The organism is Poseidonocella sedimentorum (assembly GCF_900116005.1).
In the GTDB taxonomy this organism is placed as follows: domain Bacteria; phylum Pseudomonadota; class Alphaproteobacteria; order Rhodobacterales; family Rhodobacteraceae; genus Poseidonocella; species Poseidonocella sedimentorum.
In genome coordinates, this window is the sequence record NZ_FOYI01000003.1 from 108,575 (window position 1) to 122,994 (window position 14,420).

Annotated in this window: 12 protein-coding genes; 8 read left to right on the forward strand and 4 right to left on the reverse strand. The window is 62.2% G+C overall.

The window, feature by feature from the left end; translation table 11 throughout:
- Window positions 1-351: 351 nt before the first annotated feature.
- Both gap and BM353_RS16865 read right to left on the reverse strand, forming a co-directional pair.
- Window positions 352-1,353, reverse strand: coding sequence for a type I glyceraldehyde-3-phosphate dehydrogenase (gene gap / locus BM353_RS05940; protein ID WP_092077829.1), 1,002 nt, complete (start codon window positions 1,351-1,353; stop codon window positions 352-354).
- A 104-nt stretch (window positions 1,354-1,457) separates the two neighbouring features.
- Window positions 1,458-1,601: a hypothetical protein gene (locus tag BM353_RS16865; protein WP_177220461.1), complete on the reverse strand. Its 144-nt coding sequence runs from the start codon at window positions 1,599-1,601 to the stop codon at window positions 1,458-1,460.
- Window positions 1,602-1,724: 123 nt separating this feature from the next.
- On the opposite strand from BM353_RS16865, the gene BM353_RS05945 reads away from it, so the two are divergent.
- From BM353_RS05945 to BM353_RS16580, 4 genes are all read left to right on the forward strand, one after another.
- Window positions 1,725-2,699: a formate/nitrite transporter family protein gene (locus BM353_RS05945; protein WP_092077832.1), complete on the forward strand. Its 975-nt coding sequence runs from the start codon at window positions 1,725-1,727 to the stop codon at window positions 2,697-2,699.
- 114 nt (window positions 2,700-2,813) lie between these two features.
- Window positions 2,814-3,791: a DUF808 domain-containing protein gene (locus BM353_RS05950; protein ID WP_092077835.1), complete on the forward strand. Its 978-nt coding sequence runs from the start codon at window positions 2,814-2,816 to the stop codon at window positions 3,789-3,791.
- A 524-nt stretch (window positions 3,792-4,315) separates the two neighbouring features.
- Complete coding sequence (gene lepA, locus BM353_RS05960; protein ID WP_092077841.1) at window positions 4,316-6,115, forward strand: translation elongation factor 4; 1,800 nt, start codon at window positions 4,316-4,318, stop codon at window positions 6,113-6,115.
- Window positions 6,108-7,709 (forward strand): hypothetical protein, encoded by a 1,602-nt coding sequence (locus BM353_RS16580; RefSeq protein WP_143104107.1) that lies wholly within the window; start codon window positions 6,108-6,110, stop codon window positions 7,707-7,709. Before lepA ends, BM353_RS16580 begins: the two co-directional genes overlap by 8 nt.
- 219 nt (window positions 7,710-7,928) lie before the next feature.
- Here BM353_RS16580 and ilvC read toward each other — a convergent pair whose 3' ends face one another.
- Complete coding sequence (gene ilvC, locus BM353_RS05970) at window positions 7,929-8,951, reverse strand: ketol-acid reductoisomerase (protein WP_092077847.1); 1,023 nt, start codon at window positions 8,949-8,951, stop codon at window positions 7,929-7,931.
- Between the two features lie 128 nt (window positions 8,952-9,079).
- On the opposite strand from ilvC, the gene BM353_RS05975 reads away from it, so the two are divergent.
- The 3 genes from BM353_RS05975 (at window position 9,080) to BM353_RS05985 (ending at window position 13,242) form a co-directional block, all read left to right on the forward strand.
- Window positions 9,080-9,535 (forward strand): Lrp/AsnC family transcriptional regulator, encoded by a 456-nt coding sequence (locus tag BM353_RS05975; protein ID WP_092077850.1) that lies wholly within the window; start codon window positions 9,080-9,082, stop codon window positions 9,533-9,535.
- Complete coding sequence (locus tag BM353_RS05980) at window positions 9,532-9,987, forward strand: Lrp/AsnC family transcriptional regulator (protein ID WP_092077853.1); 456 nt, start codon at window positions 9,532-9,534, stop codon at window positions 9,985-9,987. Before BM353_RS05975 ends, BM353_RS05980 begins: the two co-directional genes overlap by 4 nt.
- A gap of 423 nt (window positions 9,988-10,410) precedes the next feature.
- Window positions 10,411-13,242, forward strand: coding sequence for an Rne/Rng family ribonuclease (locus tag BM353_RS05985; protein ID WP_092077856.1), 2,832 nt, complete (start codon window positions 10,411-10,413; stop codon window positions 13,240-13,242).
- A 54-nt stretch (window positions 13,243-13,296) separates the two neighbouring features.
- Here the strand turns inward: BM353_RS05985 and BM353_RS05990 are convergent, their stop codons facing one another.
- Window positions 13,297-13,521, reverse strand: coding sequence for a sulfurtransferase TusA family protein (locus tag BM353_RS05990; RefSeq protein WP_092078477.1), 225 nt, complete (start codon window positions 13,519-13,521; stop codon window positions 13,297-13,299).
- Between the two features lie 139 nt (window positions 13,522-13,660).
- Between BM353_RS05990 and BM353_RS05995 the strand changes: the two genes are divergently transcribed.
- Window positions 13,661-14,410: a cytochrome c biogenesis CcdA family protein gene (locus BM353_RS05995; protein ID WP_092077859.1), complete on the forward strand. Its 750-nt coding sequence runs from the start codon at window positions 13,661-13,663 to the stop codon at window positions 14,408-14,410.
- The last annotated feature ends 10 nt before the right edge of the window (window positions 14,411-14,420 follow it).

A 14,420-nucleotide genomic window follows, 5' to 3' on the forward strand; every position in this document is an offset into this window, starting at 1 on the left:
ACCAATGCGGCGGGCTGGTGCTTGCCTCACAATGGTTGGACTTTGCCCAAGCCCGGAACAAGGCCCTTGAGGGCCGCCGGGCAAGCGCCTGCCCGTCCCGGCGGGCTGGCGCTCTGGTTGGGGTCGGGGCGACCTCGCTGGGGTGAAGTACCTGGCGCCATAAAGTGGACCCGTTCAAGCGTCGGGGCGCCATCCCACGGGCAGGCGCTTGCCCGGCTTGGCGCATGTGTCCGCATGGCTGACAACCTTCAAAGGTGTCTTCGGGAGCCGCTGTTCGGCCCATGCCCCTGCACCGGCAATAAAAAAGGCCCGGGGGTTGCCCGGGCCTTGCGCTTGGAATTTTTCGTCTGATCAGAGGAACTTGCCCATCGCCACGGCGGTGTCCGACATGCGGTTGGAGAAGCCCCATTCGTTGTCGTACCACGTCAGGATGCGCACCATCGTGCCCTCCATGACCTTGGTCTGATCCATGTGGAAGACCGAGGAATGGGGGTTGTGGTTGAAGTCGATCGAAACGAGGCTTTCCTCGGTGTAGCCAAGCACGCCCTTGAGCGAGCCGTCGGCGGCGGCCTTGATCTTGGCGTTGATCTCTTCGATCGAGGTCTCGCGTGCGGCCTCGAAGGTCAGATCGACAACCGAGACGTTGGGCGTGGGCACGCGGATCGCGACGCCGTCGAGCTTGCCCTTGAGCTCGGGCAGCACGAGGCCCACGGCCTTGGCGGCCCCGGTCGAGGTCGGGATCATCGAGAGCGCCGCGGCGCGGGCGCGGTAGAGATCCTTGTGCATCGTGTCCAGCGTCGGCTGGTCGCCGGTGTAGCTGTGGATCGTGGTCATGAAGCCCTTGACGATGCCGATCTCGTCATTGAGCACCTTGGCCACCGGCGAGAGGCAGTTGGTCGTGCAGGACGCGTTCGAGACGATCACATCCTCGCTGGTGAGCGTGTCGTGGTTGACGCCATAAACGATGGTCTTGTCCGCATCCGTGCCCGGCGCGGAAATCAGCACGCGCGAGGAGCCGTTTTCCAGATGCGCCTGGCATTTCTCCTTGGAGGTGAAGATGCCGGTGCATTCCATCACCACATCCACGTCCTTCCACGGCAGGTCCGCGGGATTGCGCTCGGCCGTGACCTTGATCGGCCCGGTGCCCACGTCGATCGTGTCGGTGCCGGTCTTGACCTCGACGGGGAACCGGCCGTGCACGCTGTCATAGCGCAGCAGGTGGGCGTTGGTCTCCACCGGGCCGAGATCGTTGATCGCGATGACCTCGATATCGGTGCGGCCCGATTCGATCATCGCCCGCAGCACGTTCCGACCGATCCGGCCGAAGCCGTTGATTGCAACCTTGAGCGCCATGCCCTTCTCCCTTCGTTCGCGTCTTCCGCCCGTTGCGGAAGGTTCCCCGCTAACCTCCCCAAATCCGCGCGAAGGTCAACAGGGGGGGAGGGCTGTTCGCGCAATCAGCGCCAAAAGGCGACCCAGTCGGTCAGCGCGAGGAATTTTTTGCCCAGAAACACCAGCCACGCGCCATCCTGCAGCACCAGATCCCCCGCGACCGAGAGGATCAGCAGGGCGGCGAGCCAGAGGGCGACGGTGTTGGTCATGGGCGGGCTTTCGCGCGGGGCAGGGCGGGGTGCCCCCGCCTGATGCCAGATCGGCGCGCGATTGTCAGCGCCCCATCCTCGCGGCTAGGGTGGCGGGCAACAAAAGCCGAAAAGGAAGCACAGATGGCCGACAAGGCGAGGAGCGGCGGACAAGACGCCGCGCGGGAGGCGGCCGAGGCCGAGGCGAAGGCGAAAGAGGCGGAGGCAAAAGAGGCGGAGGCAAAAGAGGCGGAGGCGCGGGCCGAAGAGGCAGACGCCGAGCCCGTCCTTCCCGACGAGGAGGAGGAGAAGGTCCACCGGGTCGAGAACGTCCCCACGACGGTGATCTTCGAGGCGATCCGGCGCGAGGGCAACCACGAGCTTTCGCGCCCGTTCAGCGCGCTGTGGTGGTCGGGCATCGCTGCGGGCATCGCGATCAGCAGCTCAGTGCTGAGCAAGGGCGCGCTGGTCTCGGTCCTGCCCGATGCGGACTGGGCGCCGGCGGTCTCCAACCTTGGCTACGCCGTCGGCTTTCTCATCGTGATCCTCGCCCGGATGCAGCTCTTCACCGAAAACACCATCACCCCGATCCTGCCGCTGTTCATCGCGCCCACATGGCGCAAGCTCGGCCAGATCGCGCGGCTCTGGGCGATCGTCTTTCTGGCCAACATGACGGGCTGTTTCGTCGCGGCCTGGGTCATGGCCATCGCCGGGATCCTGCCCGAGGCGCGGCTTGAAGGCGTCCTTGCGATCTCGCGTCACTATGCCGAGGCGAGCGGCTGGGAGCATGTCATGCGCGGCATACCGGCGGGCTTCATGATCGCGGCGCTGGTCTGGATCATGCCCCGGATGGAGGACGCGGGCGAGATCCTGATGATCATCATCGTCACCTACGTCATCGGCCTTGCCGACATGTCCCACGTGGTCGCCGGTGCGACGGAGCTCTTCGTGCTGGTGCTGTCGGGTGAGTTGAGCGTCAGCGCTGCGGTGTTCGGGGGCATCCTGCCGGCGCTTCTGGGCAACGTGATCGGCGGGACGGGGATATTCGTCGCCCTCGTCTACGGCCAGCTTCGCGATGAGATCTGGGAAAAACCGGTCCGCGGGCGGAACCGGGACTGAGCCGCGCGGGTTGAGCCGGGATGGCTGCGCCCGGCCGAGAGCCCGGTTCAGGCTTGAGTTCAGGGCGCGCACCGTTAGGGTCGGGCCGACGTGTGTGCTGAGGAGACTGCGCCGATGAGTGGATTGCTGGCTTTGCTGGATGATGTGGCCGGGATCGCGAAAATCGCGGCGGCCTCGGTCGATGACGTTGCCGCCCAGGCGCTCAAGGCGGGGTCCAAGGCCGCCGGCGCGGTGATCGACGACGCGGCCGTCACGCCCAAATACGTCCACGGTTTCGCCGCCAAGCGCGAGCTGCCCATCATCTGGAAAATCGCGCGCGGCTCGCTCATCAACAAGCTTGTCTTCCTCCTGCCCATCGGCCTCGCGCTCTCAGCCTTCGCGCCCTGGCTGATCCCGCCGCTGCTGATGCTCGGCGGGGCATACCTGTGTTTCGAAGGGGCCGAAAAGATCGCCCACGCGCTCGGCTTCGGCGCCCACCACGGCGGGCCGGACAGCAGCCACGACACCGGCGATCCTGCCCACCTCGAAGAGGAAAAGGTCGCCGGGGCCATCAAGACCGATTTCATCCTCTCGGCCGAAATCATGACCATCGCGCTCGCCGCGATCCCGCCGTCGAACTTCTGGATGGAAGCCGCCACGCTCGCCGCCGTCGCCGTGCTCATCACGCTCGCGGTCTACGGTTCTGTGGCGCTCATCGTGAAAGCCGATGACGTCGGCCTCTTCATGGCCGACAACGGCCGCCTCGGCATCACTCAGACGATCGGGCGCGGCATCGTCAAAGCCATGCCGGTCGTCATGAAACTCCTCACCACGATCGGCACCGCAGCGATGCTCTGGGTCGGCGGCTCGATCATCGTGCACGGGCTGGCGCAGATGGGCTGGCACGCGCCCGAAGAGGTCATCCACCACGTCGCCGAAGTCGTGGGCCACGCCGTTCCCGCCAATAATATCACGAGCACGGTCGAATGGCTCACCAAAGCCACCCTCGACGGCCTCCTCGGCCTCATCCTCGGCGTGATCCTCATCCCTGTCGGAACCAAACTCGTAGGCCCGCTCTGGGGATCGGTCTTCGGCAAGACGGCGGCGCACTGAACAGCCCGGCTCAGATCAAAGCACCCCGCGCGGACGCAAAGCCGAAGCCCGCCGCGCACCGCCGGGCCGCCGATCGTCACGTCGCGAACGACCGGTTCGACGGCGCGGTGAGTGACAGGCGCCCTACCTACGTCTCGATGAATGCCAATCCTTCACCGCCCGTCTTTAGGACTCCATATTAAACGCATAGTCACCGTACCTGCTCCAAGAGCAGAGATGAGGGCGCTGCGAGGATTTTTGCAGTCCTCCGGGACCACGCCTTCCTTCCAGTTTTTCCAGAAGCTGGGCTCAGACCCCATCGATCATTCCTCCCGGTATGACGCTCGTGGCAATGAGTCTGATAACGTCGGAGGAGCCGACCATCCGCGCTGCGCCGATCGCGGGCTTCGTGAGATGGGTCGATCTCACGATCCGAGCTTGAGAGACCTCTCGCGGCATGCCGTTGAGCCACTGTCCGACCTGCTCTTGCTTCCTTAGTTCAACGACCATTGACGCCCCCCGCAAACCGCAGCATATCCCGATGCATGACAGACCTCGCGCATATCCGCAATTTCTCCATCGTGGCGCACATCGACCACGGGAAATCCACGCTCGCCGACCGGCTCATCCAGACGACCGATACCGTCGCCGCGCGGGACATGAAGGAACAGCTCCTCGATGCGATGGACATCGAGCGCGAGCGGGGCATCACCATCAAGGCCAACACCGTCCGCATCGACTATACCGCCGAGAACGGCGAGCAATACGTGCTCAACCTCATCGACACGCCCGGCCACGTGGACTTCGCCTATGAGGTCTCCCGTTCGATGCGCGCGGTCGAGGGCTCGCTTCTGGTGGTGGACAGCACCCAAGGGGTCGAGGCGCAGACGCTCGCCAACGTCTATCAGGCCATCGACGCGGATCACGACATCGTCCCGGTGCTCAACAAGATCGACCTGCCGGCCTCCGATTGCGAACGGGTCGCCGAGCAGATCGAGGACGTGATCGGCATCGATGCCTCCGGCGCGATCCGGGTGTCCGCCAAGACGGGCGAGGGGATCCGCGAGACGCTTGAGGCCATCGTCAAACACCTGCCCGCCCCCAAGGGCACCCGCGACGCGCCGCTAAAGGCGATGCTCGTCGACAGTTGGTACGATGCCTACCTCGGCGTGATCGTGCTCGTGCGGATCATGGACGGCGTGCTGAAAAAGGGCGAGCGCATCAAGATGATGCAGACCGGCTCGGTGCACCACGTGGACCGGATCGGCGTCTTCCGCCCGGCGATGCAGGCGGTGGACGAGCTCGGCCCCGGCGAGATCGGCTTCCTCACCGCCTCGATCAAACAGGTGCGCGACACCAAGGTCGGCGACACGATCACCCACGAAAAGAAAGGCGCCGAGACGCCACTTCCGGGCTTCAAACCCTCTGTGCCGGTGGTCTTCTGCGGGCTCTTCCCGGTGGATTCGGCCGAGTTCGAGGACCTGCGCGACGCGATCGAGAAACTCGCCCTCAACGACGCCAGCTTCTCGTATGAGATGGAAACCTCCGCCGCCCTCGGCTTCGGCTTCCGCTGCGGCTTCCTCGGCCTGCTGCACCTCGAAGTGATCCGCGACCGGATCGAGCGCGAATATGACATCGATCTGATCACCACCGCGCCCTCCGTGATCTACCACATCTACGGCCGCGACGGCGAAATGGTCGAACTGCACAACCCCGCCGACATGCCCGACCCGTCGAAAATCGACCACATCGAGGAGCCGCGCATCAAGGCGACGATCCTCGTGCCGGACGAATTCCTCGGCGACGTGCTCAAACTCTGCCAGGATCGCCGCGGCATCCAGCTCGACCTGACCTACGCCGGCGCCCGCGCCATGGTGGTTTACGACCTGCCGCTCAACGAGGTCGTCTTCGACTTCTACGACCGGCTCAAATCCGTGACCAAGGGCTACGCCTCCTTCGATTACCAACTCACGGGCTACCGCGAGGACAACCTCGTGAAGATGCAGGTGCTGGTCAACGACGAACCCGTCGACGCGCTCTCCACCATGGTCCACCGCGACCGCGCCGAAATGCGGGGCCGCGCCATGTGCGAAAAGCTCAAAGACCTCATCCCGCGTCACATGTTCAAGATCCCGATCCAGGCGGCCATCGGCGGCAAGGTCATCGCCCGCGAAACCCTCTCTGCGCTCCGCAAGGACGTGACCGCGAAATGCTACGGCGGGGATGCGACGCGGAAGCGGAAGCTTCTCGACAAGCAGAAGGCGGGCAAGAAAAAGATGCGCCAGTTCGGGAAGGTGGACATCCCGCAGGAGGCGTTTATCTCGGCATTGAAGATGGATGGCTGATGTGGTGGCTCAAGAGATAACGGCAGCAGGTTTCGGATATTTCGTATATTCAAGCTGGGCTCCGCCAAAATCTGAAGCCTTCAGCGGTCATTATATAGACGACCAAAACATTGTGTTCGGGCCCGAAGGTTTCGCGGAAGCGTCCGCTTGTACCGAATTTGATCCTCGTGAAAATGAAGATGGTTGTTACTTCCTGTGCCGGAAGATGGGCGGCGTGTTTCGCATTGGCAGCGACTTTCACGGGCTGATGCCGATTTTTATATATCAACGGCGTGGGCTTTGGGCTGTTTCAAACTCGGTCACGTTGCTGGCAGATCATCTTTTGGCAAACGGGATTAGATTGTCGCGAAATTCCGATGTTCTCGAGGATTTTGACCAAAAACTTTATAGAAGTCCGCAGACATTTCAAACACCGTTCAATGAAATTCGACTGACTCCTTCCGGGAGTTTCATCGATATCGACTCTGAGAATATCCGGATCGAGCGCCCGGTGGTGGTTCAGGTGTCTTACAAGCAACATTTCGAAGCAGGTATGTCTAAATGGGTGAGCATGCTCGCTGCTCTGATGCGAGATGAGACACGGCATGTTGTATTTGATTGCACCGGCGGGGTGGACAGTCGCGCAACGGTTGCCTTTGCGTCGCATATCTACAATTCCTGTGTGGCTGAGGGTATGCGACTACCGCAGTTGTTCGTGGGTTCGGGCCCGAATACGCAGCCCGGAGCAGATCTGGATCGCGATATTGCAACTGAAGTCTCGGAAATGACGGGCTTCGACTTGCAGTACAGGCTCCAAAAGCCTGAGAATGCGATGGATTGGAAAAGTATCTGGCAAGAATATCAACTAAGGTGTCTAGGCTACTATAGTCTTGTTTTGCCGCGCTTTTCAGAAATGGATCCAGGTGAACTGCGTATTACTGGTCTTGCTGGCGGGTTTGCGAGACCCCAGAACAGAAATAGAAATGCGCTTCTGATTGCTCGCTATCTAGTAGGAAAGCGAAATATTTTTCAAAAATTTCCGAAATTTCTAAAGCTGGCACGCGAAATGAAACAGCTGGGAAAAAGATTTCAATCCAATCGGAACGATCTGCTATTCTACAATGAGTTCAGGGGCCGCGCGCATGCCGGAAATCCGTCGCAAACCGGATATCGGCTTGCTCCTCTGGGCGGAAAAGATTTCGTTCTGGCGGCTCTTGCTCATGATTATGAAGCCGTTAAGGATCGCCAGATATTGTATGATATGATCAACAATCTTGCACCGGAGCTTCTCAAAATTCGTTTTGACAAACCAGCGAAATCTTTCGGGCCTCAGCACGCGGAGAGATTTACCCCTGTTTCTATGAAAATTCGGCCAATGCGTGTCTACGGGAAGCCGATCCCCACGCATGATATGAAGGCTAAAGCCGAAGGGATAAAATTCTGGGAAGAGGTCAAGCGAGTCTTTGAGGCGTCTGAAGTGAAACCTACTGAGGTGCCGGGGAAAACGGGTTTCGTAACCGAAGGCCTTTCCCAAGGAATCGTTGGTCATTCTGCCAGAACCAAGCAGGCGCATTACGTGTTGCTCGAAGAATGGCTTAGAAAGCGCTCACTATAGGTTTGGTCATAGGAGCTCTGACCCGAGCTCCCAGATTGGTCGTAGGCATACGATTTGGACTTCTTCACTGGAGTTAGGGACGTCCGGCTTGACGCCTGGGCCTATTTTCTGGCGCGAAGATATCCATATTGCGTGGCGCGGGATCATATGGATCTGCGGTTTTATGCGTTTTGACTAGGGCCGCCACGTCCACGGAGGCGGCCCTTGGGTCTTGTGGGATCAGTTCTTTTCCTGATCGACCAGTTTGCCCGAGGAGATCCACGGCATCATGCCGCGCAGTTTGGCGCCGACTTCCTCGATCTGGTGGCCGTCGTTGATGCGGCGGGTGGATTTGAACATCGGCTGGCCGACCGAGTTTTCCTGCATGAAATCACGCACGAAGACGCCGGTCTGAATGTCGGTCAGCACCTCTTTCATGCGCTTTTTCGTCTCGTCGTAGGGCAGGATCCGCGGCCCGGAGACATACTCGCCATACTCCGCCGTGTTGGAGATCGAGTAGTTCATGTTGGCGATGCCGCCTTCGTAGATCAGATCGACGATGAGCTTCACCTCGTGGAGGCATTCGAAATAGGCCATCTCGGGCGCGTAGCCGGCCTCGACCAACGTCTCGAAGCCGCAGCGGATGAGTTCGACGAGACCGCCGCAGAGCACGGCCTGTTCGCCGAAGAGGTCGGTTTCGCACTCTTCCTGGAAGTTGGTCTCGATGATGCCCGAGCGGCCGCCGCCGATGGCGGAGCAGTAGGAGAGGCCGATTTCGAGGGCCTTGCCGGTCGCGTCCTGATTCACCGCCACGAGGCAGGGCACGCCGCCGCCCTTGGTATATTCGCCGCGCACCGTGTGGCCCGGGCCCTTGGGCGCCATCATGATGACGTCGACGCCCGGTTTGGGTTCGATCAGGCCGAAGTGGACGTTGAGGCCGTGGGCGAAGGCGATCGCGGCGCCCTCGCGGAGGTTGTCGTGGATGTATTTCTTGTAGGTCTCGGCCTGCAGCTCGTCGGGCATGGTGAACATGATCACATCGCACCAGGCCGCGGCTTCGGCGATGCCCATGACCGTAAGCCCTTCAGCTTCCGCCTTTTTCGCCGAGGGCGAGCCATCGCGCAGGGCCACGGCGAGGTTCTTGGCGCCGCTGTCACGCAGGTTAAGGGCGTGGGCGTGGCCTTGGCTGCCGTAGCCGAGGATCGCCACTTTCTTGTCTTTGATGAGGTTAATGTCGCAGTCGCGATCGTAGTAAACGCGCATCGGATGTTCCTTCCGTTTCAAGATAGCCGCAGCATAATGAGAATGCGCGAATAGGGGTTTCGTAATTCGGTTGAATAGCGGAAAAGAGACGGATTCTATTCGCGGTACGGGGAAATAAGGTAAACTTCATGCTTGATGATCTCGATCGGCGCATTCTTCGCCGGCTCCAGGCTGATCCGGGGATGCCGATGGCGGCGCTGGCCGACGCGGTCGGAAGTACGGCGACGGTTTGCTCGCGCCGGCTCGCCCGGCTGCGCGATCAAGGCATCGTGCGGGGCACGCGCGCGCGCATCGACTGGGCGGCGCTTGGCTACGCGGTGGAGGTTTCGCTGCGCATCACCCTGGACAAGACAAACCCCCGCGCCTTTGATGACTTTATCGAGGCCGCGCGGCAAGTCCCCCAGGTGATCGAGATCCAGACATTTCTCGGGCGGGTCGATGTGCGGCTCTCGGTGATCGCGCGCGACATGGGCGATTACCAGAAGGTCTACCGCGAGCGGATCCTCCACTTGCCGCATATCGCCGATATCGAGGCGCTGATGCATGTGGCGCGGATCAAGGCCGACGAAGTCCTGCCTGTATGATTGCTCTCGATGACATCGACCGCGGGCTTCTCCGGGCCATGGCCTTGGATGCCGAACAAAGCGCCGGCGCGCTCGGGCGGAAATTCGGCCTGTCACAGCCGGCGACGTGGCGGCGCATCCGGCGGCTGGAGGAGGCGGGCATTCTCGCCGGGCGCAAGCTGGAACTGGACCGGGAGGCCCTCGGTTTCGGGGTCACGGTCTTCCTCGGGGTGAAGCTCGCCACCAAGGGCCGCGTGAGTCTCGAAGATTTCGAACGCGCCGTGACGGCGATCCCCGAGGTCCAGACGGTCGAACATGTGCTTGGCCTTTACGATTATCGCCTGCGGATCGTGGCCCGGGATCTGCCCGATTTCGAGCGGATTTTACGGCGTAGAATCATGACCTTGCCGGGCGCGGGCGCGGTTGAGGCCAATGTGCTTCTGAGCGAGGAGCGCCTGCCGGGCCCGCTCTGATCCGCCCCCGCGGCGCATGGCCGCCCGGGCCAAACATGCAGCTTACGATTGTGCATTGTCATTTCCGGTACACTGCCTTTATGTAGGAGAGCCGGGGTGTCTCCTTTTGGAATGACGGGCCCCGGGCAGGAATTTCGCCGCTGGCGCCTTGGGATCTCCCATCGCAGGTCACGCGGCAGGATAGGGCCCCCAGGGGCCATCAGACCCGCCCGAGCGCGCAAGCGACGGGCAACAAACGGGCACCGCACGATTGACGGTGTCGGAGAAGAAACGCGATGAAGCGCGCGAGGATCGAGTTCGTACAGACAAGGCCGAGGCCTTCGGACGCTCCCGTTACGCGCGTTATTTCGCCCAGACAAGCCACGCCCCTGACCGCTTCCGCCCGCAATGGGCCGGAGGGCTGGCGGTGTGCATACGGAACTCATGGCAAAGAAAATGCTTATCGATGCCACCCACACGGAGGAAACCCGTGTCGTGGTGGTGGACGGAAACAAGGTCGAAGAGTTCGACTTTGAATCGGACAACAAACGGCAACTCGCCGGCAACATCTATCTAGCCAAGGTCACGCGGGTTGAACCCTCGCTCCAGGCGGCCTTTGTGGATTACGGCGGAAACCGGCATGGTTTCCTGGCCTTTTCGGAAATTCATCCCGATTATTACCAGATCCCGGTCGCTGACCGCGAAGCGCTTCTCGAAGAAGAGCGCGCTTATGCGGAAGCCCAGGCCCGCAAAGAGGATGAGGACGAAAAACCCTCGCGCTCCCGGTCGCGGTCTCGCTCGCGCAGCAAGGCCGCCAAGGCCAGCAGCTCCGATGCGGTAGAGAGCCGCGAAATCACCGGCATGGAGACGATCGACCTCGATGAGGACGGCGAGGCCCAGGCCGCGGCAGAGGCCGCCAAGGCGCCCGACGAAGCTCCGGCGGAAGCGGTGAAGGAAGCGGCTCAGGAATTGGGTGCGGCGGATGACGCTGGCACCGAGACCGCCAAGGACGACGCAGACGGCGGCGCTCAAAGCCCCGACGCTCAAGGCTCCGACACGGACGACGCGCCCGAAGACGAGACGACCGGCCGCGTGGCCGAAGACGCCTCCGACAAGGATGAGGGCATCGAATCCGTCGCCGAGGAAGACGAGAGCGAGGATATCCGCCCCGTCCGCAAACCCCGTGCACGCCGCTACAAGATCCAGGAAGTGGTCAAGGTGCGCCAGATCCTGCTGGTGCAGGTGGTCAAGGAAGAACGCGGCAACAAGGGCGCGGCGCTGACCACCTATCTCAGTCTCGCGGGGCGCTACTGCGTGCTCATGCCCAACACCGCGCGCGGCGGCGGCATCAGCCGCAAGATCACCAACGCGGTCGATCGCAAGAAACTCAAGGAAATCGCCAATGACATCGACGTGCCCCAGGGCGCGGGGCTGATCATCCGGACCGCGGGCGCCAAGCGCACCAAGTCCGAGGTCAAGCGCGATTACGAGTATCTTCAGCGGCTTTGGGAACAGATCCGCGAGTTGACGTTGAAATCCGTCGCGCCCGCCAAGATCTACGAAGAGGGCGACCTGATCAAACGCTCGATCCGCGACCTCTACAACCGCGAGATTGACGAGGTTCTGGTCGAAGGCGAGGGCGGCTATCGCGTCGCCAAGGACTTCATGAAGATGATCATGCCGTCCCACGCGCGCAACGTGAAACAGTATCAGGATCCGCTCCCGCTCTTCGCACGCTATCAGGTCGAGAGCTATCTCGACGCGATGTTCAACCCCACGGTCCAACTCAGATCCGGTGGCTACATCGTCATCGATGTGACCGAGGCGCTGGTTGCGGTCGATGTGAACTCGGGCAAGGCGACCAAGGAAGGCTCGATCGAGGAAACCGCGCTCAAAACCAACCTGGAGGCCGCCGAAGAGGTGGCGCGGCAGGTGCGTCTGCGCGATCTCGCGGGCCTGATCGTCATCGATTTCATCGACATGGACGAGCGCAAGAACAATGCGTCCGTGGAAAAGCGGTTGAAGGACAAGCTCAAGACCGACCGCGCGCGCATTCAGGTGGGCCGCATCTCCGGGTTCGGGCTGCTCGAGATGAGCCGCCAGCGTCTGCGCCCCGGCATGATCGAAGCGACGACCAAGCCCTGTCCGCATTGCCATGGCACCGGGCTGTTGCGCTCGGATGACAACGTCGCGCTCGGGATCCTGCGCCAGATCGAGGAAGAGGGTGTCCGTGGCCGGTCGCGCGAAGTGCTCGTGCGCTGCCCCGTGGCGGTCGCCAATTACCTGATCAACCAGAAGCGCGATCACATCGCTCAGATCGAGGCGCGCTACGGGCTTTCGGTCCGGATCGAGGCGGACGGCTCCATGGTCAGCCCCGATTTCCAGATCGAGAAGTTCAAGACGGCCAGCCGCAAGGTGACCGCTGTCGCCGCGCCAGTGGTCTCGGTGGATGCATCGCTCATGGACGACGTCGATGCCGACAGCAGCGACGAGGTCGAAGCCGAGGTAAGTGAGGTCGAGACCCGCGACGACGAGGAAGAGGCGCCCGCACCCAAGAAGCGCCGCCGGCGTCGTCGTCGTCGGAAGTCGAACGGCGGTGGATCTGACTCTTCGACGGACGCCGACAGTTCGACGGACGCCGACAGTTCGTCCGACGGCGACAGTTCGGCGACTGTCGAACCGTCCTCAAGCGACGCGACTGAAGATGCGACTCCAGCAGACGCCGCAACGGACGCCGAAAAGGTGAGCCAGACTGGCGACGTCGCCGAAGATGAGGCTGCGCCCAAAAAGCGCACCCGCACCCGGACGTCCCGCAGCCGGTCCCGCCGGAAGAGTGGCGAGGCTGAAGGCGGCGTATCGGCGGAGACGTCCGATGCGGTGGCTGAAGAGCCGGCGGCAGAAGACAGCAAGGTGGAAGAGGCACCAGCGGACGACACTCCCGCCGAGGCCACCGTCGAAGCCCCGGCTGAAGAGTCGGCAGAGGCCGCGCCGAAAAAGCCCCGCGCCCGGAAATCAACCCGGAAGCCCAAGGCAAAACCCGCGCCGAAAGACGCGGTCGAGCCTGCGGCTGAAGAGGCTGCCGAAGCAATCGCACAAGACGAACAAACCCCGTCTCCAGCCCCTGTTGCCGAACCGGCTCCCGAGCCAACCGCTGCTGAGCCAGAGCAAGCCGAAGCCCCTGAAGCGCCGGAAGAGCCCGCGCTGGAGGAGGCTACCGCTGGTGGGGAACAGGTGGACACCAAACCCAAACGCCGGGGCTGGTGGTCGCGCGGCTGACAACATGCGCCCCGATCGGTGTCAACCGGTCGGGGCCCAACGACGCGCGCTTGATCACTTCCGAATGAAGTAGCGCGTCGCGCTCCCCTCCGCGTCCTGAGACACGAGGTCAAAGCCGCTCTCGGCGCAGAAATGCGGCACATCGATCACCGCCGCCGGATCATCCGCCACGAGGCATAAAACCTCCCCGGGCGCCATCGCCTTCAACCGCTTGCGCGCCTTGAGCACGGGCAGGGGGCACAAAAGCCCAAGGGCATCGAGTTCCTGATCAGCTGTCATGGTCATGCGCCCTGCCTATCCTGTCTCGCCACGAGTCGGAATACCCTTCGATCAGCAGCGAATTGTTTCAATTCGCCAACCGACACGTGACCCCCTTTTGAGGTGACGACCCGAGCCGAAACAGATAGCTAGAGACCGAATGTTCGGTATTGAAATCATAGACGCAGGCCTCCTCCCTGCCATGCTCGTGGCGCTCCTGGGCGGATTATTATCCTTCCTGTCGCCCTGCGTTCTGCCGATCGTACCGCCCTATCTGGCCTATATGAGCGGCGTGTCCTTGTCCGACCTGACGGAGGAACAGGCCCGCCCGCGCGCGCTTCTGCCCGCCGCGTTCTTCGTGCTTGGCCTTTCGACCGTGTTCCTCCTTCTCGGCTTCGCCGCCTCCGCTCTCGGCTCAATTTTCCTGTCCTATCAAGGCTGGTTCAACACCGTCGCAGGCGTTCTTGTGATGCTCTTCGGCCTTCACTTCCTGGGCATTTTGCGCGTCGGGTTTCTCGATCGGGAAGCCCGTCTCGACGCCGGGGATCGCGGTGGCAACGCCTTCGGCGCCTATGTCCTCGGCCTCGCGTTCGCCTTTGGCTGGACGCCCTGCATCGGCCCGCAACTGGGCGCGATCCTTTCTCTGGCGGCCTCCGAAGCCTCTGTTTCCAAAGGGACATTCCTGCTTGGCCTCTATGCATTTGGTCTTGGCGTCCCCTTCCTGCTGGTGGCCGCCTTCCTACCGCGCGCGACAGGATTGCTCACCTGGATGAGGCGACATATGGGCATTATCGAGCGGATCATGGGCCTGCTTTTGTGGACGATTGGTCTGCTTATGTTAACCGGCGGTTTTTCGGCCATGTCCTACTGGCTGCTCGAAACCTTCCCGGTCCTGGCGACCTTCGGGTAGCGCGCGCCGC

Bases quoted from the DNA above. Each gene is read 5' to 3' on its own strand.
- BM353_RS05995 (WP_092077859.1), top strand. From the start codon at position 13,661: ATGTTCGGTATTGAAATCATAGACGCAGGCCTCCTCCCTGCCATGCTC.
- lepA (WP_092077841.1), top strand. From the start codon at position 4,316: ATGACAGACCTCGCGCATATCCGCAATTTCTCCATCGTGGCGCACATC.
- BM353_RS05975 (WP_092077850.1), top strand. From the start codon at position 9,080: ATGCTTGATGATCTCGATCGGCGCATTCTTCGCCGGCTCCAGGCTGAT.
- gap (WP_092077829.1), bottom strand. From the start codon at position 1,353: ATGGCGCTCAAGGTTGCAATCAACGGCTTCGGCCGGATCGGTCGGAAC.
- BM353_RS16580 (WP_143104107.1), top strand. From the start codon at position 6,108: ATGGCTGATGTGGTGGCTCAAGAGATAACGGCAGCAGGTTTCGGATAT.
- BM353_RS05945 (WP_092077832.1), top strand. From the start codon at position 1,725: ATGGCCGACAAGGCGAGGAGCGGCGGACAAGACGCCGCGCGGGAGGCG.
- BM353_RS16865 (WP_177220461.1), bottom strand. From the start codon at position 1,601: ATGACCAACACCGTCGCCCTCTGGCTCGCCGCCCTGCTGATCCTCTCG.
- BM353_RS05980 (WP_092077853.1), top strand. From the start codon at position 9,532: ATGATTGCTCTCGATGACATCGACCGCGGGCTTCTCCGGGCCATGGCC.
- BM353_RS05950 (WP_092077835.1), top strand. From the start codon at position 2,814: ATGAGTGGATTGCTGGCTTTGCTGGATGATGTGGCCGGGATCGCGAAA.
- ilvC (WP_092077847.1), bottom strand. From the start codon at position 8,951: ATGCGCGTTTACTACGATCGCGACTGCGACATTAACCTCATCAAAGAC.
- BM353_RS05990 (WP_092078477.1), bottom strand. From the start codon at position 13,521: ATGACAGCTGATCAGGAACTCGATGCCCTTGGGCTTTTGTGCCCCCTG.
- BM353_RS05985 (WP_092077856.1), top strand. From the start codon at position 10,411: ATGGCAAAGAAAATGCTTATCGATGCCACCCACACGGAGGAAACCCGT.